The sequence below is a fragment of the Pedobacter africanus genome (assembly GCF_040548825.1).
GTDB classification, from domain to species: domain Bacteria; phylum Bacteroidota; class Bacteroidia; order Sphingobacteriales; family Sphingobacteriaceae; genus Pedobacter; species Pedobacter africanus_A.
The window spans coordinates 168,070-188,844 of record NZ_JBEPSL010000005.1; the positions used below are offsets into that span (position 1 = coordinate 168,070).

Below are 20,775 nucleotides of genomic sequence, written 5' to 3' on the forward strand. Positions count from 1 at the left end.
AGATGAAAAAGAATGTAATGATAAAAATGTGCAAAGGCCTTCTGGCCTTTGCCTTTGTTTTATATCTGCCGCTAAATGCAGGTGCCTGGGGCATGCTCGGACACCGGATAGTTGGACAGATTGCCGAAAGCCACCTTAGCGGCAAAGCAAAGAAAGGTGTAAAAGAAGTGCTGGGTAACGAAAGCCTGGCCATGGCAAGCAACTGGGGCGATTTTATCAAGTCGGACCCTGCCTACGATTATTTATACAACTGGCATTTTGTAAACCTGCCTGCCGGGCTGGACAAACAAGGGATATTTGATCTTTTAGATCAGGAAAAATCTCCGAACGTTTACAATAAAATCCCGGAAATGGTGGCCGTATTGAAGAACAGAAAGGCCAGTGCCGAAGAAAAAAGACTGGCGATGCGCCTGCTGATCCACCTGGTGGGTGATTTGAACCAGCCCATGCATACCGCAAGGAAAGAAGACCTTGGCGGCAATAAAGTATTTGTAACCTGGTTCGGTGAAAAGTCTAACCTGCACAGGGTTTGGGACGAATCGCTGATCGAATACCAGCAGCTCAGTTATACAGAGTATGCAAATGCCATCAACTTTCCTTCGGCCGATCAGTTGAGTACCTGGAGGAACAGCTCTTTAAAAGATTACGTTTATGGATCTTACCTGGCCTGCAATAGGATTTATGCCAACATTAAGCCTGAAGAAAGGCTGAGCTATAAATATAATTTTGAGTTTGTAGGCCTGCTGAACGAGCAGCTGCTTAAAGGTGGGATTTGCCTGGCAAACATTCTGAATGACATTTATAAATAGCGGGTATGAAGATACTGATGGTTTGTTTGGGCAATATCTGCCGCTCACCCCTGGCGGAAGGCATTATGCGGCAACTGCTGGAAGAACAGGGGCTGAACTGGGAGGTCACTTCGGCGGGTACAGGTGATTGGCATGTGAACCAGCCTGCAGACAGGAGAAGCATCGCCATTGCCAGAAAATTCGGATATGATATCTCAAAGCAAAGGGCAAGGCATTTTGGTAAACAGATGTTTGATGAGGCAGATCATATCCTGGTGATGGACCGGAATAACCTTAGAGATGTGCTGAAACTGGCGGAGAATGCGGAACAGCGTGAAAAAGTGAAACTGTTTTTGTCCGGTGATCTGGAAGTGACAGACCCATATTATGATGACCAGCTTTTTGAGCCTGTTTTTTTAGGCATCGAGGAACGTTGCAGGGCATTGATAGCGGAAATGAAACAATAACTATGGAACCACTTAAACTTTTTATGTTTTTGCTGGGTTGTAAGCCCCCGGGCCGGCATACCGAGCAGCACGATATCTTTTTTACGATCGGAAGTTCACTGGCAGCAGTGAAACAGGATATCATAGACTTCTGGCCAGAGGCAAACGGGAAAATCCATATTGATGCCTGGAGAACGGTGAGCAGGGTTGGAGAGTATCAGCTAAAAGTTGTGCCAGCTGCAGAAAAATCAGCTGATCAGAAAAATAAACTGTTTTTTCTGAATCTGGGCGGTTACAAAAAAGGGGAGTTTGATGAATTGCATTATAAGCTGTTGATTGTGGCAGACAGCCTTGGCTCAGCTTCTAAAACGGCCAAAGAAACTGCTTTTTATAAACACACAGGGTTTGAAGGGGCAGTATCGCATATTGACGACAAATACGGAGTCGATGTAGATGATGTATTTGAAATAGCTGAAGTACTTCCATCAGGTGTTAAAAGTAAATACAGGTTACAATTAGAGGCGGGTGCTGACGGGCCGGCCGATGAAATGCACCTGGGATATTTACCTTTAAGTAAGGTTTAATTTATGCCTTTTGATTTAGTTTACAGTTGTTTAACTAAATTTATTCTATCTTTAGCGAATGAACAAAATTTGTTTGATACTGATTGGTCTGTTTTTTTCCAGTAAGGCCATGACCCAAACCGGTACTTTTTTGTCGCAGGAATCCCAGCCCGGCAATGGGGCTGTAAATATTGTCGTGTCCAATCTGGATGAAAATGACGGTGATGATTATTTTGCAGAGGCAGAAAAGAATGAACGACGTGGAGATCTGAATGATGCCATTACTTTGTACGGAAAAGCGGCATTTGAATACAATAGCTCAAAAAAATTTACTCAATATGGCTCGGCTCTTTTAAGGCTGGCAAATGTACACTATCTGCTTGCACACTATTCTGAGGCAGAGCAGGTAACGTTGAATGTTGCGCTGAAAAATTATTCAAAGATCGGAAGTAAATCCGGTCAGATGGAATCTTATGGACAGTTGGGTAAAATATATTTTGCAGCCAGCAAGCTCACCCAGTCGCTCTGGTTTTATACCCAGCAGGGTATTTTGGCCCAGCAGATCGGGAATAACAATGCTTATATCGATTCTGTACTGGGGCTGGCACAGGTTAAGATCAGGAAAAAAGAATATACCCTTGCGGCAAGGGACCTCAACAGGGCGGAACTGCTGGCAAAGTCTTCCGGTTTAGCCAGGTTTAAGACCCAGATCAAAGAAGCCAGGGCACAGATCCCGGCCAAAGCTATGGCAAAGAAATAGTTGGCTTGTCAAATATTTGCAGCTCAAATAGTTTTTTTGTATCATTGATTCTATAGTATTTGACTACTTTTGGGTATGTTTACAGAAAAGAGACAGTATTATTACTGTCTCTTTTCTGTTTATTTCTGAAATTGGTATCATATTAGTGCGAAATATAAAAATGGATTTTAAAAATGTTAAAGAGATGTTGAAGAAGATATTACTGGTAACCTTTACTGCCGCCGTTCTTGCCTGCCACGCTGCTCCTAAAACACAGCCCCTGGTTCAAGGTGTAAGCAACATTGTGCCTGATGAAAAACAAGCACTGGTATGTAAGGAGATTGTGGGGTTGATAGAAAATTACAACTACAAGAAAATAAAAATAAACGATTCCATTTCTTCACTGGTGCTGGATAAGTACATCAAGGATCTGGATCCTTATAAATACTATTTTCTGGCTTCGGACATAAAGGAGTTTGAGAAGTTCAGGTATTCATTGGATGATGATTTCCGCAATGGAGACCTGAGTGCGCCATTTTATATTTTTAACGTTTACCTGAAACGTTATAACGAGTTCCTGACTTATGCTTTTACAGAGATTAAAGCGAAGCAGAACTACACCCAGAATGAAACTTATGTGTTCGACAGGGAAAAGATGCCGTGGACAAGTTCTAAATCAGCATTGGATGACCTTTGGAGAAAAAGGGTAAAATATGAACTGGTAAACTTAAAAATTGCGGGTACACCGGAAGCCAAGAACGTAGAAACACTGACAAAACGTTACGAGGCACTTAAATCTCAATCATCCAAACTGAACAATCAGGATGTTTTCCAGACCATCATGGATGCTTTTACCGAAACCATTGATCCGCACACCAATTATTTTAACCCAACCAATGCCCAGCAGTTTAACGAAGATATGGCCCGTTCTTTTGAAGGGATTGGCGCCAGACTGCAACTGGAAAACGAAGTACTTAAAATTGCTGAAGTGATTCCCGGAGGACCTGCCTTTAAGAGCAAGTTACTGAGCGCGGGCGACAGGATCGTTGCAGTTGCGCAGGGTGCCGGTGAATTTGAAGACATCATTGGCTGGAGGATAGAAAGTTCCGTGGCTAAAATTAAAGGCCCTAAGGGCACGAAAGTAAGGCTTAAAATTATTCCTGCGGGAATGGAAATGTCGGCCAAACCGGTAATTATTGAACTGGTAAGGGAAAAGATTGTAATGGAAGACCAGTCTGCCAAAAAGAAGGTACAAACCATACAATCAAACGGCAAACCCTATAAGATCGGAATCATTACTGTACCTGCATTTTATGCAGATTTTAAAGCCGCAAATGCCGGCGATCCTAACTATAAAAGCACTACCCGTGATGTAAGGCTGCTGATTGACACCTTAAAAAACCGCGATAAAGTAGATGCCATTGTAATGGACCTGCGTGCAAATGGTGGTGGTTCTTTGGTTGAAGCAATTGATTTAACAGGCTTGTTTATCAATAAGGGGCCGGTTGTACAGGTTAAGGACCTTAGGAACGGCGTAGAAGTGAGTGAAGACAATAATCCAGGTGTGGCCTGGGCGGGACCTTTTGGTGTGATGGTAGATCGCTTAAGCGCTTCGGCATCTGAAATCTTTGCAGGAGCTATTCAGGACTATGGCAGAGGGATCATCATGGGGACACAAACCTATGGAAAAGGAACGGTACAGTCATCGATAGATATGAATAAGCTGGTTAATCCTTCCATCATTCAAAGATTGGCTGCACTTGTGGGTAAAACCGGCGGTGTGATAAAAACTGAAAAAGAGGGCATTCAGCTTGGTCAGATCAATTTAACAATGGCGAAGTTTTATCGTGTAACCGGTAGCAGTACCCAGCATAAAGGGGTAATGCCTGATATTGAGTTCCCTTCTTTATATCCAATGGATAAGATTGGTGAAGATACAGAGCCTTCGGCTTTGCCATGGGATGAAGTAAAGGCTTCTAATTTTACACCAGTGGCCAACCTTGCTGCCGTTAAGCCAGGCCTGATAGCGTTGCATAAACAGCGTATGGCCAAATCGCTTGACTATAAAATAATGGAGCAGGACATTGCAGAACTGAACAAAAGCGATAAAGAAGTTTCGGTTTCTTTAAATGAAGTAAAGCTGAAACAGGAAAGAGATAGTCTTGAGGCGAAAAACCTGGCTAAGATCAATTCGTTAAGGGCTTCAAGAGGCCTGCCTGCTGTTAAAAAAGGGGACAAGATAAAGAAAGAAGAGAGCTTTGATTTTGTACAGGATGAAAGTTTAAGGATCATGGCCGACTTTATGCAAGTGACCGATCCAGCGGCGAAAGGATTGGTAAAAAACCAAACTCCTTTAAACTAAATTCCTTTAAAGTATTCCATAAAAAAGGCTCCTGACACAATATGTCAGGAGCCTTTTTTACATTAGAGGTGGCTATTTCCCAGATTTATCCTGGGCAGCTTTCTGTAGCTGCATGGCCATCATTTCTTTCATGGTACGGTTCATACCTTCTGTAGAACCATCCAGGAAGATAACATTGCCTTCGCTGTTTTCCGCAAATTGTTTGATGGATTCTGTCCACATGGTGAAAAGAATAACCGAGATATCCAGATTGGCTTCTTCCATTTCCTGGGCAGCTTTGGTCATACCATGTGCCACTTCGGCCCTGAAGAGTGCAATACCCTGTCCGCGCAATTGTGCGGCCTCGCGTTCTGCCGCTGCAGCAATTTTAATGGCATTACCGTCGGCCTCGGCACCTTTGGTCTTGGTGATCAACAGCGCCTGACCTTCATTCTCAGCAGCTGCCTTCAGGTTGTTGGAGGCCACTACCCTGCTCATAGAGCGCATGATCTCTTCATCAAAAGTAATGTCATTCAGCTGCAGGTCCTGCAGGTGATAACCCCAGCTTTCCAGTACCTGATCTATCTGTTGTTTCACGTGTTCTACAATTTCGTTGCGCTGGGCAAGTACATTGGCTTGTTTTTGCGTGGCCACATAGGCCCGGATAGAGCCTTCAATGGTGCGGATCAGTGCCTGCATCAGGTTGTTGGAATCCACAAACTTAAAAGCTACGTTTTTAATGGTTTCTTCATCATGGTTGATGACAGAATAAAGCAGCATGGCCTTAAAATACACATTGGCCTGATCCTGGGTAACGGCCTGAAAGGACAATTCCACCGATCTGTTCTGTATTGAGATCCTGGAGTGGATGTTTTCTATCAGGGGAATCTTTAAGCTTAGTCCCGGACGTAAGAGCCTCCTGTATTTCCCGAAAATGGTAATCACAGCAATTGTTCCTTGTTTTACGGTAACAAATGAACTGATCAGGATAATAAAGGCTACAAAGAGAAAAATGTAAAGCGAATAATTCATAAGTCGTTTTTAAATGATAAATAATTCATTTAATATACGAACAAATCTGAATGATCAGCGGTTTTTGTTTAGCGAACTGCACATTACATGCAGGCACGGATGTTGTGTATTGATAATGAACTAAATTTCAAACGTTATGAATGTAAAAAGAACATTTGGCACTATCTTAACAATTTTAGGTATCATCGGCCTTATTTATGCAGGATACGGATTTGTTAAACACAGTATACAGAGCCGGGAATTAATTGTTGCGGGCATCATAGGGCTTATTTTCTTCGTTTCGGGGATAGGTTTGGTAAAGAATACAAAAGACGAATCTTAATCCTTTAACTCAATACGGCCAGATCCGGAGAATTTTAGCCTGTGGCCCGGGAAATCGGTATTGGTCAACGATCTGATTTTGTTGAATGCCCCCTGGTTTTCATCTAAAGTCAGGCGGTTAACTTTGTCCTGTTTTACAGATACGATATCGGCGTACACAAAATCGCCTTTGGAATTTATTTTTAATTGCAGTACTGGTGCGATCCCATTAGGGCCTTTAAGGCTAAACATGCCATAGGTACAAAAGTTGCCGAGGCTGTAAGCAATAAACTTGTTTTTGTACACTTCCACCGCCCTGGTAACATGCGGGCCATGTCCAAGCACCACATCTGCTCCTGCATCTATTACAGCGTGGGCAAAGGCATATACATTGCCCCTGTTCTCACCATAAAATATTTCCTTGCGTTTTAAAACATGCTCGGCTTTAGCCCCTTCGGCACCACCATGGAAAGAAACAATCACAATATCGGCCTGTGCCTTTAACCGGCGAACCAATTGCGTGGCGCTGTCTGTCTGATTAATGGAAACGGTGTTTTCGTTAGGTGCAAAAGCACAGAAAGCGTACTTTATACTATCTCTTTCAAAAATGGCATAGGGATGGGATTGCAGTCCGGCATAGGGAATTTCCAGGGAATCCAGAATCGCGGCAGTGCGGCTTCTGCCTTTGAGCCCGAAATCGCCCACATGGTTGTTCGCGATGCTCAAGAGGTTAAACCCGGCTTTTTTGATGATGCCTGCATACCGTTCGGGCATCCTGAAAGCGAAACAGCTGTTGCTGTTCGGGTCTTTGCATTTGGTAGATTTGCCATTATCGAGCAGGCAGCCTTCCAGATTGCCAAAAACAATATCGCCCTGCAAAAGGCTGTCCACCGCTTTAAAACTATGGATCGCATCATCTGGAGGCAGGTTTGATTTTGTCGGATAGGCCGAGCCGATCATGATATCGCCAACGGCGGTAATAGCTATCGTATCTTTTTTAGGAATTACAGGCGTGTCAATCTGAACCTGTTTGGGTATACTGGCGGCATTATTGGTGCAGCTTAGGGCAATCAGCGCAATTTTTACACTAAGCAGGGTTATTGCTGAAAGTTTCAATTGTCTATTCCTGGATCAGGTCTTCCTTAACGCCGTCTAGTATCCGGCCACCTTTGTAAAAATATCTTGAATAATAAGGCTCGTTTAAATTGCTGATCACTACACCGCGACTGGAAGAAGCATGCGCAAAGCGATTATCGCCCAGGTAAATTCCGATATGTGTAATACTTCTGCTTTTTATCTTGAAAAATACCAGGTCGCCTTCTTTCAGCTCATCTTTTGGCAGGGGATCTACCATGCTGAAAATATCGCGGGAGTTGCGCAATATCGTAGTGTTGAAAACTTTATCGTAAATGGCTTTGGTAAAAGCCGAACAGTCAATTCCTTTCTGGGTATTTCCTCCGAACCGGTAAGGGGTTCCAATCCATTCGTAGATGAACTTGTATAATTTAACATTGGAGGTTGCATCTACCGCAACACCCATAACCTGTGAAAAATATTGGGATGCTAAATTGTCGGGGTCTGCTACTTTGCTGGTCTCTTTTGTTTTTGTTTGTGCATTTAGCGCCGTTAAACTGCACAAACCAATGAGGGAAGAAAACAAAAACTTTTTAATCATGTTATACTGTTAAGTTTGGGTACTAATCACTTACACTTAAACGTACACCACTAGGGCTTATTGTCAGGCTGTCAAAACTATGTATTTTACAAATGTTATCCAAATGTATTGTTTCTAAATGTAAAAGTTATTAACAATTTTGGCATAATGCTTTATTTTTTTGTACCATATAAGTTTCGGTCGCTTCGAATTTACAGGCAACTTTATGATGGTTTATCGGGTATCTGTTTGCTTAAAATTTGTCAGGATGTCTATATGCACTAATATTGACCTTGTTAGCTGGCTTGCCGGATGGTGTAAAATAAGCGTCCTTAGTGTGCATTTTACATCATTTACTTCTATATATTGCAATAAAAAAGTAGATTTGCTCTCGTAAAAAAAATCAACACCCCAAAATGAGTGCAGTAGAAATAAATAAAGATACCTATCTGAAGTGGTTTGAGTCGATGTTGCTGATGCGCAAGTTCGAAGAAAAAACCGGCCAACTTTACGGACAACAAAAAATCCGTGGTTTTTGTCATTTATACATCGGTCAGGAAGCTGTAGTAGCCGGAGCGATTTCCGCACTTCAGCCTGAAGATACGATGATCACTGCTTACCGTGATCACGCTCATGCACTGGCTAAAGGTGTAAGTGCAAACAGCATCATGGCTGAAATGTACGGTAAGGTAACTGGCTGTTCCAAAGGTAAAGGTGGTTCGATGCACATGTTCAGCAAAGAGTTTAATTTTTATGGCGGACATGGTATTGTAGGTGGTCAGATTCCTTTGGGAGCAGGTATTGCATTTGCTGAAAAATATAAAGGCACTAAAAATGTAAACGTTTGCTATATGGGCGACGGTGCCGTACGTCAGGGAGCTTTGAATGAAGCTTTCAACATGGCTATGCTATGGAAACTCCCGGTTATTTTCGTTTGCGAAAACAATGGTTATGCCATGGGTACTTCGGTAGAACGTACCACCAACATGACTGATATTTATAAAATTGGTTTAGGTTTTGACATGCCTTGTGCCCCTGTAGATGGCATGGACCCGGTTGCAGTACACAACGCAATGGATGAGGCCGCACAACGTGCAAGGAACGGAGAGGGACCAACCTTCCTCGAAATGAGGACTTACCGTTACCGCGGGCATTCTATGTCTGACCCGGCTAAATACCGTACCAAAGATGAGCTGGAAGAATATAAAGCTAAAGATCCGATTGAATTGGTAAGAGAGGTAATCCTTAAAGAAAAATATGCCAGCGAGGCCTGGATCGAGGAAATCGAAAATAAGGTAAAGCAGATTGTTGATGAGTCTGTAAAATTTGCTGAAGAATCTCCATTCCCTGATGCATCAGAACTGTATACCGATGTATATGTGCAGCAGGATTATCCTTACGTAAAAGATTAATTAAGAACGCATTTCATAGATATATAGCATGGCTGAAATAGTTAGAATGCCCAAAATGAGCGATACCATGACCGAAGGGGTAATGGCTAAGTGGCATAAAAAAGTTGGCGATAAAGTAAAGAGCGGCGATGTAATGGCCGAAGTGGAAACCGATAAGGCGACCATGGATTTAGAATCCTATTGGGATGGTACCGTATTGTACATTGGTGTAGAAGAAGGTAAGGCCGTTCCTGTTGATGCTGTTATTGCTGTTATCGGTAAAGAAGGCGAAGATTATAAAGCTGCTTTGGATGCAGAAGGTGCTGCTGCCCCTGCCGCTGATAACAAACCTGCTGAAGCTGCTCCTGCAGCCGAAAAAAATGAAGCGCCTGCGGCTGAAGCCAAAAGCGGATTGTCTGAAGCTGAACTGGCAGCAAAAGGGGTTACCGTAATCCGTATGCCTTTGCTTAGCGATACCATGACTGAAGGTGTAATTGCGGAATGGCACAAAAAAGTCGGCGATAAAGTTAAAGACGATGATATCCTGGCCGATGTGGAAACCGATAAGGCAACCATGGAGGTAATGGGTTATGCCAGCGGAACTTTACTGCACATCGGTGTGGAAAAAGGTGCTGCTGCCAAAGTAAATGGGATCATTGCCATTGTAGGGCCTGAAGGCACAGACATCAGCGGTATCCTGGCACAGGGCGATGTTCCTGCCAAACCGGCTGCTGATGCGAAATCTGATGCCCCTGTGGCAGAGAAAGCTCCTGAGGCAAAAGAAGAAGCTCCTGTTTCATCTGGAAACGGTGAAAGGGTAAAAGCATCTCCATTGGCCAAACGCATTGCAAAAGATAAAGGGATCGACCTTTCACAGGTTGCCGGAAGCGCAGATGGTGGTCGTATCATTAAAAAAGACATAGAGAACTTCAAACCTTCCGCTGCCGCTCCGAAAGCAGCGTCTTCATCGGCTCCTGCTGCAGAAAAAGCTGCGCCGGTAATCCCTCAGTATGTTGGTGAGGAGAAATTTACCGAGAAACCGGTATCGCAGATGCGTAAGGTCATCGCTAAACGTTTAGCAGAGAGCCTGTTTACCGCTCCGCATTTCTATTTAACCATCAGTATTGATATGGACAATGCAATGACTGCCCGTACGGCAATTAATGCGGTTGCTCCGGTTAAGGTTTCTTTCAATGACATCGTAATCAAAGCGGTGGCTGTTGCCTTAAAACAACACCCTGCGGTGAACTCTTCATGGGGCGGCGATAAGATCCGTTTCAATGAACATACCAATATCGGCGTAGCCATGGCGGTAGAAGACGGCTTACTGGTACCTGTAGTTCGTTTTGCGGATGGCAAATCCTTATCTCATATCTCGGCAGAGGTTAAAGAATACGGACAAAAAGCAAAAGCCAAAAAACTGCAGCCATCAGATTGGGAAGGTTCTACCTTTACCGTTTCTAACCTGGGTATGTTTGGTATTGATGAATTTACATCAATCATCAACGCTCCCGATGGCGCTATCCTTTCTGTAGGAGCGATCCAGGCAGTGCCTGTTGTTAAAAACGGAGCCGTTGTACCGGGTAATGTCATGAAGCTGACTTTAGGCTGTGACCACCGTGTGGTTGACGGCGCTACTGGTGCCGCCTTCCTGCAAACCTTAAAAGGATTGCTGGAAGAACCAATCAGGTTGCTCGCTTAGTACCAGCATTGAGCCCCTTAAGAGAACCTTAAGCGCAGGCCAATAGTGTCGAAATATTATAAAGGTTGCCTGCTCATTAATGCAGGCAACCTTTTTTTATGCCTGTTAGTTTTGTACTTTTGCGCCTATGTCAAACATCAAACCCTCTTTAGCAAAAGGAACCCGCGATTTTTCTCCACAGGAAATGGTGAAACGCAATTATATTTTTGATACCATTAAAACAGTATTTAAAAAATATGGTTATGCCGAAATACAGACCCCGGCAATGGAAAACCTGGCCACACTAACCGGAAAGTATGGTGATGAGGGGGATAAACTGATATTTAAGATCCTGAACAGCGGTGATTTCCTTTCCAAAGTGAAACCCGAGCTGATGGCCCAGGCCAATTCAAATGCCATTACCTCCTCCATCAGTGAAAAGGCATTGCGTTACGACCTCACGGTACCTTTTGCCCGTTATGTGGTGATGCACCAGAACGATATTGCCCTTCCCTTCAAACGTTTTCAGGTACAGCCGGTATGGCGCGCAGACCGGCCTCAGAAAGGGCGCTACCGCGAATTTTATCAATGTGATGTGGATGTTGTGGGATCGGAGAGCTTATTGAACGAGGCCGAATTTGTACTGATCTACCAGGAAGCGCTGAGTAACCTGGGACTTAAGGACTTTACCATAAAAATCAACAACCGCAAGATCCTTTCCGGAATTGCGGAGGTAGTGGGTAAACCCGAGCTGATTGTTGACATGACCGTTGCTATTGATAAGCTGGATAAAATCGGCCTGGAGGGGGTGATCAAAGAACTCCTGGAGCGCGGTTTTACTGAAGCGGACATTGAAGGGTTAAAACCGGTTATTTTACTGGAAGGTTCCAATACGGAGAAGTTAAACAGCCTCCGGGCTGTGCTTTCCGCGTCGGCCATCGGCCTTAAAGGCATAGAAGAGATAGAGCAGGTTTTTGCATATTTAGCTGGAATGCTTACCGCTGATATATCGAAACCAGACCTGGAACTGGACATTACACTGGCCAGGGGGCTGAACTACTATACCGGTTGCATATTTGAGGTCAAAACCAATGAAGTAGCAATGGGCAGTATAGGTGGCGGCGGCCGTTATGATGACCTTACAGGCATGTTTGGATTGAAAGGCTTAACAGGTGCGGGAATTTCTTTTGGGGCCGATAGGATTTATGATGTTTTGCAGGAGCTCAATCTTTTTCCCGAATCAGCGGCAGCAGGAACAAGGGTGCTGATCAGCAACTTTGATAAAGACGCCGAGAGCTATGCATTACCAATACTGCAGGAGTTGCGTAATGCCAACATCGCCGCAGAGTTGTATCCATCTTCAGCAAAGCTGAAAAAACAAATGAGCTATGCAGATGACAAGCGTATCCCATTCGTCATTTTAATTGGAAGTGACGAAATGCAGACCGGATTGCTGACCTTAAAAGATATGCACAGCGGGGCACAGCAAAAGCTTACAGCGACAGCGATAATAGAGCTGTTAAAGGGCTAATAGGTTTTGCCGGCCAGTATGCCCTCAATCCGGTCCAGTAATTCATCTATATCAAATGGTTTTGGCAGGAAGCCATTAGGCTTATATTCACCATGCTGTATATTTTCAGCCGTATATTTGGCTGATATCAACAGGACGGGGATGTGAGTAGTTGCCTCGTTTAGTCTGATCTCTTTTAACAGGTCCCTTCCATCACCATCAGGAAGCATGATATCCAGGATCACCAGGTCAGGCTTCATCTGGTCAATATGGACCATCATATCTGCACTCCTGTTCAGGCCGGTCACCTTATAGGATTCGCTTTGCAGGATCAGCGTGATTACATCAAGGATGGCATGATTATCCTCAATAACAAGAATGTTTTTGTATGTTGCAGTGTTTTTTTTCAATTCGACCAGTTTGAATTGCAAATATATCAAGTAGATTTGTTTGTTTACCTATTTTTTGTTTTTTTTAAACAATTAATAATGAAGTCATAATACGGCCATGTTCTAAGCTCCGTATGCCAGATTAATCGCATAATTGATTAATTTTGTTGCCGATTGAAAAGGAAACACCAGCATATTCATCGGCGTCTGTCGATTTTGCTGTTATGGGTATTTGCCATAGCACTTACTCCTTTTAGTGCTTTTCACAGCCACAAACACGAAGAGCCCTCTTGTGCAGGCTATCAAAAAACCTGTAATCACAAACTGCACGTCAGCAATCATAGTGACGACTGTCTGGTATGTAAGGCTCATTTTGAAAAAAATTACCTGCGTGCACAGCAATATTTTCCAACCTACAGGACTTATACGCATGCGAGGCCGTATTATTCCATCGTTATTGGTACATATATTGAACTGATCAGCCTTTCCCTCAGGGGGCCCCCTATAGTTTAAGATCTTCACAAAAGGCAATCTGCTGCCTTGTTTTTATAAATACCATACATTTCATAAACCGGCATTGCTGCGCTATAGCTATGCGGTAAAATAACAGATAAATGAAAAAGACCTATCTTTTACTATATACATTATTGTGCTCATTTTTTACATTGAGTAGCTTTGCAACCGATATGGCCCAGTTCAGGGGCAAGGTTGTTGATGCTTCAGACCAGAGCCCGCTGGTTGGGGCAACCATTTACATTACAGATTTAAAGGCCATTACCACGACCAATGCACAGGGAGAATTTGTTTTAAAGAATGTGCCTGCAAAAGGAAAATTCCTGCTGGAAGTCCGCTATGTGGGTTATAAAACCTATTCTTCGGTGGTCGACCTGGGCAGTCAGAATGGCTTGTCCATTTCCTTAACCCCATCAATTATTGAGAGTGCCGAGGTGGTGATTACAGGCTCGCCGTTCAGTTCAAGCAACAAGACCAGCAGTTTATCGGTAGTTACGGTTGGCAAAACCAAGCTGGCGCAGGCAGGGGGCACTAACCTGATGGATGCGATTGCCAAAATACCGGGTGTTGCTCAGGTAAGCACGGGTGGTGCAATCTCCAAGCCTGTTATACGCGGCTTAGGTTATAACCGGGTGTTGACTATGGTTGACGGTGCCCGTGAAGAAGCCCAGCAATGGGGAGATGAACACGGAATAGAGGTCGACCAGTTTTCGGCAGCAAGGATAGAAATTTTAAAAGGACCGGCAAGTTTGCTGTATGGCTCGGATGCTCTGGGCGGGGTGATCAATGTAATTGACGACCTGGTTCCTGCTCCCGGGATGCATAACGGTGAATTTACCAGTAATTATAGCACCAATAACGGACTTACCGCTTCATCCTTAATGCTGCAGGGTAATGAAAATGGTTTTGTATATCGTGGCCGTGCATCTTACAAAAATGCCTACGGTTTCCGGTATAAAGATACCACGGTGCCCAATTCCGGTTTCAACGAACTGAACTTTAACGGGATGCTCGGCCTGAACAAAAGCTGGGGCTATTCTCACCTTAGCTTCTCCCGTTTTCATACCAATATTGGTCTGGTAGAAGATGGTCCCGATGAAAATGGCAATTATTTAAATGAAGACGGAGAGGTCATCTCAAGCGCGGCAGCCAGGGAGCGCAGATTGGGCTTACCTTACCAGGATATCAATCACTACAGGGCTGCTTTAAACAGTAATTTTATTTTAGGTAAGGGCCAGTTGAAAACCGTTTTTGCCTTTCAGAACAACATCAGAAAAGAGTTTGAAGAAAGTATAAGTGAGCCGGGTTTGAACCTGAACCTCAAATCCTATACTTACGATGTAAAATATTACCTCCCGAATATTGGAAAATGGGAACCCGCTTTTGGTCTGCAGGGCATGTACCAGGACAATTTGAATAAAGGAGATGAGTTTCTGATTCCCGATTACAACAGCAATAACATTGGCGCATTTGCCTATCTGAAGCGGAATTTTGAGAAGGGCGCGATCAATATAGGCGCGCGGTACGATTATAAAAAGGTAAACGGGAAAGATCTGAATTTTGAAGGGGAGCAGGTGTTTTCAGGTTTCAGCAATGAATTTTCCAATGTATCAGGATCCCTAGGCCTTGCCTTCGAGATTGCGAAAAACCTGGTGCTTAAAGGGAATGCAGGATCGGGTTTCAGGGCGCCAAATATTGCGGAGCTCGGGGCAAATGGCCGGCATGAAGGAACTTTCAGATACGAGATCGGGAACAGCAAGTTGAAGCAGGAAACCAGTCTGCAGTTTGACCTGGGCCTGGAGTACACTGCAGAAAATGTAAGCTTTGGCTTAAATGCTTATGCCAACCGCATCTTCAACTACATTTATCCGGGTAACTTTAACAACGAAACCATGCCTTTTGAGAACGAGGATGGAAGCGTGGAAACGCTGCCTGTATACCGTTATGTACAAACCAATGCTGATTTAATTGGAGGCGAGGCCTCGGTAGATTTTCACCTGGTGAAATCATTGCATTTTGAAAATTCTTTTGCCTATACCAGGGGTGTTAACCGGGCCAATGATGCTGCACTGCCTTTTATTCCTGCAGCAAGCATTAACAACGAGATCAGGTTTGAGCCCGGCATTAAAGGGCTTGCCGATAGTTACATTAAAGTTGGAGTAAGCAATACCTTCAAACAAGCCCGTTTTGATAGTTTTGAAACGCAAACCGATGGTTATACCTTGCTGGATGCCGGAATTGGAACTAGCATCAATACCAAAAGGGGGAAGCTTAACCTTTGGATAACCGGGCAAAACCTGCTGGATAAGCAGTATTACAATCACCTGAGCAGGTACAAACCTGTTAACATTTATAATCCGGGCCGTAATGTAACCTTTGGCATCAGTGTACCATTTTTGTAACAAAAGAGGCTAAAGCCTTAAATGAATAGCCTGGGGACATTCTTCAGGCTATTCTTTTTCCTTTAAATTTCCGGAGAATTGTAAATAATGCTTATGTTTAGAACTTTCGCTAACACTTATTGTTCTTTCAGAAAAAACCTATGTTAAAAAAAATATCATTCTCCATTTTAATGCTTTGCGGACTTGCATTAACGGCAGGTGCGCAGCAGATCGATACCCTATCCATTACACTGGAAAACGTTAAATACGCATACCCTGTAAAATATTTCCCGATTGTGGCAGAAGGCCAGGATGTACGCATGGCGTATATGGACATTGCGCCTACACAACTGGCCAATGGCCGTACTGTAGTTCTTTTTCACGGGAAGAACTTCGGCGGCTATTACTGGACCGGGGTAATCAGGTCTTTAACCAGCAGAGGGTTCAGGGTGGTGGTGCCCGATCAGATTGGCTTTGGCAAATCGTCCAAACCTTTTATACATTACAGCTTCCATCAGATGGCGGCCTGGAACAAAGCTTTGCTGGATGCCCTGGGTATCCAGAAAGCCAGTATTTTAGGTCATTCCATGGGTGGGATGCTGGCCACACGTTTTGCGCTGATGTATCCGGACCAGACAGAGAAGCTATTGCTCGAAAACCCAATAGGCCTGGAAGATTACCGCCGTTTTGTGCCATACGCCAGCACCGGGGAACAATATAAAACAGAATTGAAGTCGACTGCAGAAAGTGTACGTAAGTATTATCAGAGTTCTTATTTCACCCTGTGGAAACCAGAGTATGAGGAGCTGGTACGCATTGCCGGAGGGGTAACCAATAGTGCCGATTTCCCGCGCTGGGCAAAGGTTGCGGCCATGACTTATACCATGATTTATGAGCAGCCTGTAGTGTACGAGTTCATCAACATAAAGGTACCTACCGTTTTGTTTATAGGTAAAGAAGATAAGACCATAGTAGGCAAAGGCTTACTGAGCCCCGACCAGCAGGCTTTGTACGGGCAATACCGGTTTTTAGGAAAACAAACTGCCGCGAAGATACCGGGTGCTAAAATCATCGAATTTGACGGCTGCGGTCATATTCCGCATATTGAAATCGCCACGGAGTTCAATGTGGCTTTGCTAGGCAGCCTGTAGGTTATTTTTTTGCCGGATCCTGTAAAAAGGTTTCTGATAGGATATGATAAAGCTCCGGGTGTTTTTCTTTTAACTGTCCGGGCTTTTCAAAAAAGTATTCCGATACTACGGCAAAGAACTCTGCTTCGTTGGTAATGGCGTAAGGGTTAATGTCTGACTTCCCCTTTTCAATGCGCTGCATCTCCTGGTGGATCATTTTTACCCATGGAAGGGTGTACTCATGCTTCATTAAATTATCTGGTACCCCATCTGTAGCACCATCAGATTTGTCGAGCAGGTGGACGAACTCATGGATGGCGGTGTTCTCCTTGTCGGCCATGTTGGAAAAACCAAGGTGCAATGCCGATTTTGAGAGAATCATTTGTCCGTTCATATACCCGTCACCTACCATGCCTAAAATACTTCTTTCGGCGCCCTCAAACTGGAAGTCTTTATTAAAGGTATCCGGATATAATAATACACTCGACAGGTTTTTATATTGCCAGTCTTCTTCAAACCCAAATACAGGAATAATAGCGCTGGAAGCAACCAATAGCCTGTCAAGGGCTTCAATGGTTACCCCTACGCCTTCAATGCGTACATAGGCTAAAAATGCTGCGATCTTATGTTCAAACCTTTGCTGCCCTGCCGCATTAAGCTGTTGGTAATAGTGAACATGATGCGCTAAAAGATTTCGTTCGGCTTCAGTAAGCTCGTTTACAGGCCTTTGCCTTGACTTATTCCCTCTTAGAATAAAATAAACGACAATTATAAAAGCCGGGATAAGTACAAAAAGAATGGCATTCATAAACTATGCTTCGAGGATTTCCAGTTGGGCAATGATTTGTTCTTCTGTAACCGGATAAGTTACCTCATTAACTATGGATTGATAAACGGCCTCAAACAGTCCAATGTAATTTCCATTCTCGGAATCAACGTAGCTTACATGCGGATTTCCCTGCTCATCCATAATGGTCAAGCGGCCTTTGCTGTCGGCCGGTTCAATGCCATAGGCAGGATTATTTAATTTCATCCCCTTTAACAATTGCTCTTCCTGCACATCGGAGCGGCCTTTAACAAATGAGCCTGCGGAGCCGTGCAGTACAAAGGCTTTTTGCGGGTCTGCAACCAGCAGACTGGACGTAAGGAATATGTTAAGGTCGTTGGGGTAAGCCAAATGGATCATAAAGTAGTCGTCCACTTTAGTGCCCGGCCGGTGTTTTCCCAATATTTTATAGAAGGAGCTGGGTTTCCCAAACAGGCTGATGGCCTGATCAAGCAGGTGGGGGCCCAGGTCATAGAGCAGCCCGCTTGCCGGATGAGGCTCTTCCTTAAATGTTTTAGGCCCGATGGCTTTTCTGTAACGATCAAATCGGTAATGCACCTCGTTGATTTGGCCCAGTTTTCCGCTTTCCACTACCTTTTGAATGGAGGTACAATCGCTGTCCCAACGCCTGTTGTGGTAGACAAAGATTTTTTTACCCAAACTTTCCGCAAGCCTAAACAGTTCTTTGGCTTCGGCGGATGTCGCCGTAAAAGGTTTTTCAACCAGGATGTGTTTGCCTGCCCTTAACGATTTTTGCGCATAGTCGTAATGGGTATAATTGGGTGTATTGATAATGATCAGCTCGATTTGTTCATCTGCAATTAAGTCGTCGATCGTATCGTAGCTTATAACCCCTGGATAGTCGGCGGCAGCTTTCTTCTGTGTCCGTTCGGTTACGGCATGTAGCTTAAACCCCGGATGATTATCTATAAAAGGGGCATGAAAAACTTTTCCTGACATCCCATATGCCATTATACCTGTTATAATTTCCGTCTTCATTGTTTAAAATTCTGTGTTAAGGGCCGCTCAGGTCAGTAAAATCTCTGACTGGCTAAATTTAGCTAAATCCCTTTGGTATTTGCGTAATATATTGCAATAAACCTACATTGCTAATTGTATCTTTGTCGTATGAAACCTGCAGAAACACATGCGAAATGGAAAATTTTGCAACAGAAGATAGCGGATGAGTTTGATGCAGAGGCTCCTGATTTAAAAGTGATATTGTTTTTGATCGGGGTGCAGGAGTTGGGTAAGGGGCCGCGTAAGTACAGCAAGCGTCAGAAAGAAGAGCTGATGCACATTGCGACCTGTCGTTTGTTAAGTGAAATGGGCTTTTATGAGCTTGAAGGCCTTGATCAGGACGGCTGGCCACACTGGAAACTGGTTAAACCCGTTCCTTCCTTTGCGATGATGGAACAGGAGCTACTGCTGAAATCGCTGGCGATACACTACTTTGAAGATATCTACGAATTTTAGCTAAAATGGAAAAACCCGAAGTACATGGTACAACGGGTTTTCTTTTTATAGGTAGATGTAAATGTGCTGAATTATTTTCCTTGCTGCTGCGCTTCTTTTTTCAACTGATCGTTGGCCACAATAACCACCTCAACCCTACGGTTAGCAGCCCTTCCTGCTTCAGTTGCATTGTCCTCGATTGGTTCAGAAAATCCTTTTCCCAGGGTAATCAGACGTGAAGCCGGTACACCTTGTGAAACAGCATAAGCTTTAACGGCTGCAGCCCTTCTTTCAGATAAGCCCATGTTGTAAGACTCTGTACCTTTATTGTCGGTATGACCAATTACCTTGATATCAGTTCCCGGATATTGGTTTATTGATCCGGCTAATGATTTGATGTTTGTTTTTGCCTGAGCTGTCAGGTCAGATTTGTCAAAACCAAAAAGGATACCGCTATCAAATTTAACGATGATACCTTCACCCTCACGGATAACTTCGGCATTTGGAATGGCATTTTGTATCTCTGCAGCTTGTTTATCCATTCTTTTGCCGATAAAACCACCTGCTGTACCACCCACAGCTGCACCTATAATAGCACCAACTGCTGTGTTACCAGCCTTCTTGCCGATGATTGCGCCGATAACACCACCCGCTGCTGCACCAATACCTGCTCCTTTCTGAGTTTTTGTTAAACTATCGCAACCTTGAAATGCCATGGCACCAAGGGCTAATGCTATACTAAATGTTGCTATTTTAAATTTTGAAGTCATCATAATGTTATCATTTGTTTATAACAACAACAAATCAAACCTGATGCCAATCTTTTTTGTTTCCTGATTTTTACCTTATGCATCCTTAAATTAATACAATCTACCAGTTCGGCCCGGGGAAACAGGTAGGCCCGAAGTGGTTGGTGACCACAATTCTATACAGTCATCATTCAGCAAAATAGGCTTCCAGTTCTTTCAGTGTATGCTCATCCTTATGGAAGTCTTTAATTATCACGCCTTTTTCCAGCAGGATAATCCTGTCGCATACGTCGGTTACATGGTTCAGGTCGTGACTCGAAATTAGGGTAGTCATGGTTTGTTGTTGTTTTAACGATTTAATCAACGTTTTGAGCCTGATCTGCGTGGTGGGGTCCAGATTGGCGAAAGGCTCATCTAATATCAGCAGTTCCGGATTTTGCATCAGTGCGGCAGCAATGCCAACCTTGTTCTGGTTCCCCTTGGAAAAATCCCGGATGTATTTTCCTCTGTTCAATATCTCACCGTTAAAAAATTCTGAATACCGTTGCAGGTAATCTTTAACATCTGCCAGGCTAAGGTTATGCAGACTGCCTATAAAAACAAAGTATTCTTCGGGAGTTAAGTAATCGATCAGAAAACCTTCATCCAGGTAAGATGCGGTATAATTTTTCCAGTTGTCACTATGCATCACATCTTCACCTTTAGAGAAAACCGAACCCGAAGTTGGGCGGATAAGGTCTAAAATCATGCGGAAGAGCGTGGTTTTTCCGGCGCCATTGTTTCCTACCAGTCCAATTGTTTCGCCGGCACCTATTTGCAGTTGCTCAATGTTTACAACAGGCCTATTGCCATAAACTTTTTTTAAATCCTGTATTGCTAACATCATA

Annotated in this window: 21 protein-coding genes; 13 read left to right on the plus strand and 8 right to left on the minus strand. The window is 43.8% G+C overall.

Translation table 11 applies throughout. The annotated features are described in order from the left end of the window. Window positions 1–2 precede the first annotated feature (2 nt). The 5 genes from ABIE26_RS22515 to ABIE26_RS22535 all read left to right on the plus strand — a co-directional run bounded on the left by ABIE26_RS22515 (window position 3) and on the right by ABIE26_RS22535 (window position 4,898). Window positions 3–809: a S1/P1 nuclease gene (locus tag ABIE26_RS22515; RefSeq protein WP_310146037.1), complete on the plus strand. Its 807-nt coding sequence runs from the start codon at window positions 3–5 to the stop codon at window positions 807–809. A gap of 5 nt (window positions 810–814) precedes the next feature. Beyond that, window positions 815–1,255 carry a low molecular weight protein-tyrosine-phosphatase gene (locus ABIE26_RS22520; protein WP_310146035.1) on the plus strand — a complete coding sequence of 147 codons (441 nt, stop codon included), beginning with the start codon at window positions 815–817 and terminating at the stop codon, window positions 1,253–1,255. 2 nt (window positions 1,256–1,257) lie between these two features. After that, window positions 1,258–1,818: a DUF1543 domain-containing protein gene (locus ABIE26_RS22525; protein WP_310146034.1), complete on the plus strand. Its 561-nt coding sequence runs from the start codon at window positions 1,258–1,260 to the stop codon at window positions 1,816–1,818. Between the two features lie 58 nt (window positions 1,819–1,876). Further along, a complete protein-coding gene (locus tag ABIE26_RS22530; protein WP_310146033.1) occupies window positions 1,877–2,557 on the plus strand; it encodes a hypothetical protein in 681 nt (226 codons plus the stop codon). A gap of 184 nt (window positions 2,558–2,741) precedes the next feature. After that, entirely contained in the window at window positions 2,742–4,898 is a 2,157-nt protein-coding gene (locus tag ABIE26_RS22535) for a carboxy terminal-processing peptidase (protein WP_310146032.1), read from the plus strand. Window positions 4,899–4,970: 72 nt separating this feature from the next. Here ABIE26_RS22535 and ABIE26_RS22540 read toward each other — a convergent pair whose 3' ends face one another. Next, window positions 4,971–5,909 carry an SPFH domain-containing protein gene (locus ABIE26_RS22540; protein ID WP_310146030.1) on the minus strand — a complete coding sequence of 313 codons (939 nt, stop codon included), beginning with the start codon at window positions 5,907–5,909 and terminating at the stop codon, window positions 4,971–4,973. Window positions 5,910–6,045: 136 nt separating this feature from the next. Here ABIE26_RS22540 and ABIE26_RS22545 point away from each other — a divergent pair, with 136 nt between their 5' ends. Continuing rightward, window positions 6,046–6,231 carry a hypothetical protein gene (locus tag ABIE26_RS22545; RefSeq protein WP_310146029.1) on the plus strand — a complete coding sequence of 62 codons (186 nt, stop codon included), beginning with the start codon at window positions 6,046–6,048 and terminating at the stop codon, window positions 6,229–6,231. Here the strand turns inward: ABIE26_RS22545 and ABIE26_RS22550 are convergent. Beyond that, window positions 6,228–7,325, minus strand: a complete 1,098-nt coding sequence (locus ABIE26_RS22550; protein WP_310146028.1) for a CapA family protein — start codon at window positions 7,323–7,325, stop codon at window positions 6,228–6,230. The two genes, ABIE26_RS22545 and ABIE26_RS22550, sit on opposite strands and share 4 nt — an antisense overlap. A gap of 4 nt (window positions 7,326–7,329) precedes the next feature. Next, window positions 7,330–7,884: a C40 family peptidase gene (locus ABIE26_RS22555; protein WP_310146027.1), complete on the minus strand. Its 555-nt coding sequence runs from the start codon at window positions 7,882–7,884 to the stop codon at window positions 7,330–7,332. 395 nt (window positions 7,885–8,279) lie between these two features. On the opposite strand from ABIE26_RS22555, the gene pdhA reads away from it, so the two are divergent. The 3 genes from pdhA (at window position 8,280) to hisS (ending at window position 12,466) form a co-directional block, all read left to right on the plus strand. After that, entirely contained in the window at window positions 8,280–9,275 is a 996-nt protein-coding gene (gene pdhA, locus ABIE26_RS22560) for a pyruvate dehydrogenase (acetyl-transferring) E1 component subunit alpha (protein WP_310146026.1), read from the plus strand. A gap of 28 nt (window positions 9,276–9,303) precedes the next feature. Further along, complete coding sequence (locus ABIE26_RS22565) at window positions 9,304–10,956, plus strand: 2-oxo acid dehydrogenase subunit E2 (RefSeq protein ID WP_310146025.1); 1,653 nt, start codon at window positions 9,304–9,306, stop codon at window positions 10,954–10,956. Between the two features lie 127 nt (window positions 10,957–11,083). Further along, window positions 11,084–12,466: a histidine--tRNA ligase gene (hisS, locus tag ABIE26_RS22570; RefSeq protein WP_310146024.1), complete on the plus strand. Its 1,383-nt coding sequence runs from the start codon at window positions 11,084–11,086 to the stop codon at window positions 12,464–12,466. Here hisS and ABIE26_RS22575 read toward each other — a convergent pair. Beyond that, window positions 12,463–12,855 carry a response regulator transcription factor gene (locus ABIE26_RS22575; protein WP_310146023.1) on the minus strand — a complete coding sequence of 131 codons (393 nt, stop codon included), beginning with the start codon at window positions 12,853–12,855 and terminating at the stop codon, window positions 12,463–12,465. The genes hisS and ABIE26_RS22575 overlap by 4 nt on opposite strands. 153 nt (window positions 12,856–13,008) lie before the next feature. On the opposite strand from ABIE26_RS22575, the gene ABIE26_RS22580 reads away from it, so the two are divergent. The 3 genes from ABIE26_RS22580 (at window position 13,009) to ABIE26_RS22590 (ending at window position 16,879) form a co-directional block, all read left to right on the plus strand. Continuing rightward, window positions 13,009–13,347: a hypothetical protein gene (locus ABIE26_RS22580; protein ID WP_310146022.1), complete on the plus strand. Its 339-nt coding sequence runs from the start codon at window positions 13,009–13,011 to the stop codon at window positions 13,345–13,347. A 101-nt stretch (window positions 13,348–13,448) separates the two neighbouring features. Next, on the plus strand, window positions 13,449–15,749 hold the full coding sequence (locus ABIE26_RS22585; protein WP_310146021.1) for a TonB-dependent receptor: 2,301 nt from the start codon (window positions 13,449–13,451) through the stop codon (window positions 15,747–15,749). Between the two features lie 140 nt (window positions 15,750–15,889). Then, window positions 15,890–16,879 carry an alpha/beta fold hydrolase gene (locus tag ABIE26_RS22590; RefSeq protein ID WP_310146020.1) on the plus strand — a complete coding sequence of 330 codons (990 nt, stop codon included), beginning with the start codon at window positions 15,890–15,892 and terminating at the stop codon, window positions 16,877–16,879. Between the two features lies 1 nt (window position 16,880). Here the strand turns inward: ABIE26_RS22590 and ABIE26_RS22595 are convergent, their stop codons facing one another. Beyond that, window positions 16,881–17,666 (minus strand): zinc-dependent peptidase, encoded by a 786-nt coding sequence (locus ABIE26_RS22595; protein ID WP_310146019.1) that lies wholly within the window; start codon window positions 17,664–17,666, stop codon window positions 16,881–16,883. A 3-nt stretch (window positions 17,667–17,669) separates the two neighbouring features. Next, the gene (locus ABIE26_RS22600; protein WP_310146018.1) at window positions 17,670–18,683 is read right to left on the minus strand and encodes a Gfo/Idh/MocA family oxidoreductase; all 1,014 of its coding nucleotides are present in this window, start codon (window positions 18,681–18,683) and stop codon (window positions 17,670–17,672) included. Between the two features lie 129 nt (window positions 18,684–18,812). Here ABIE26_RS22600 and ABIE26_RS22605 point away from each other — a divergent pair, with 129 nt between their 5' ends. Next, on the plus strand, window positions 18,813–19,160 hold the full coding sequence (locus ABIE26_RS22605) for a hypothetical protein (protein WP_084238636.1): 348 nt from the start codon (window positions 18,813–18,815) through the stop codon (window positions 19,158–19,160). Between the two features lie 71 nt (window positions 19,161–19,231). On the opposite strand, the gene ABIE26_RS22610 is transcribed toward ABIE26_RS22605, so the two are convergent. Continuing rightward, complete coding sequence (locus ABIE26_RS22610) at window positions 19,232–19,912, minus strand: OmpA family protein (RefSeq protein WP_310146017.1); 681 nt, start codon at window positions 19,910–19,912, stop codon at window positions 19,232–19,234. Between the two features lie 163 nt (window positions 19,913–20,075). After that, complete coding sequence (locus ABIE26_RS22615) at window positions 20,076–20,774, minus strand: ABC transporter ATP-binding protein (protein ID WP_310146016.1); 699 nt, start codon at window positions 20,772–20,774, stop codon at window positions 20,076–20,078. Window position 20,775: the final 1 nt, after the last annotated feature.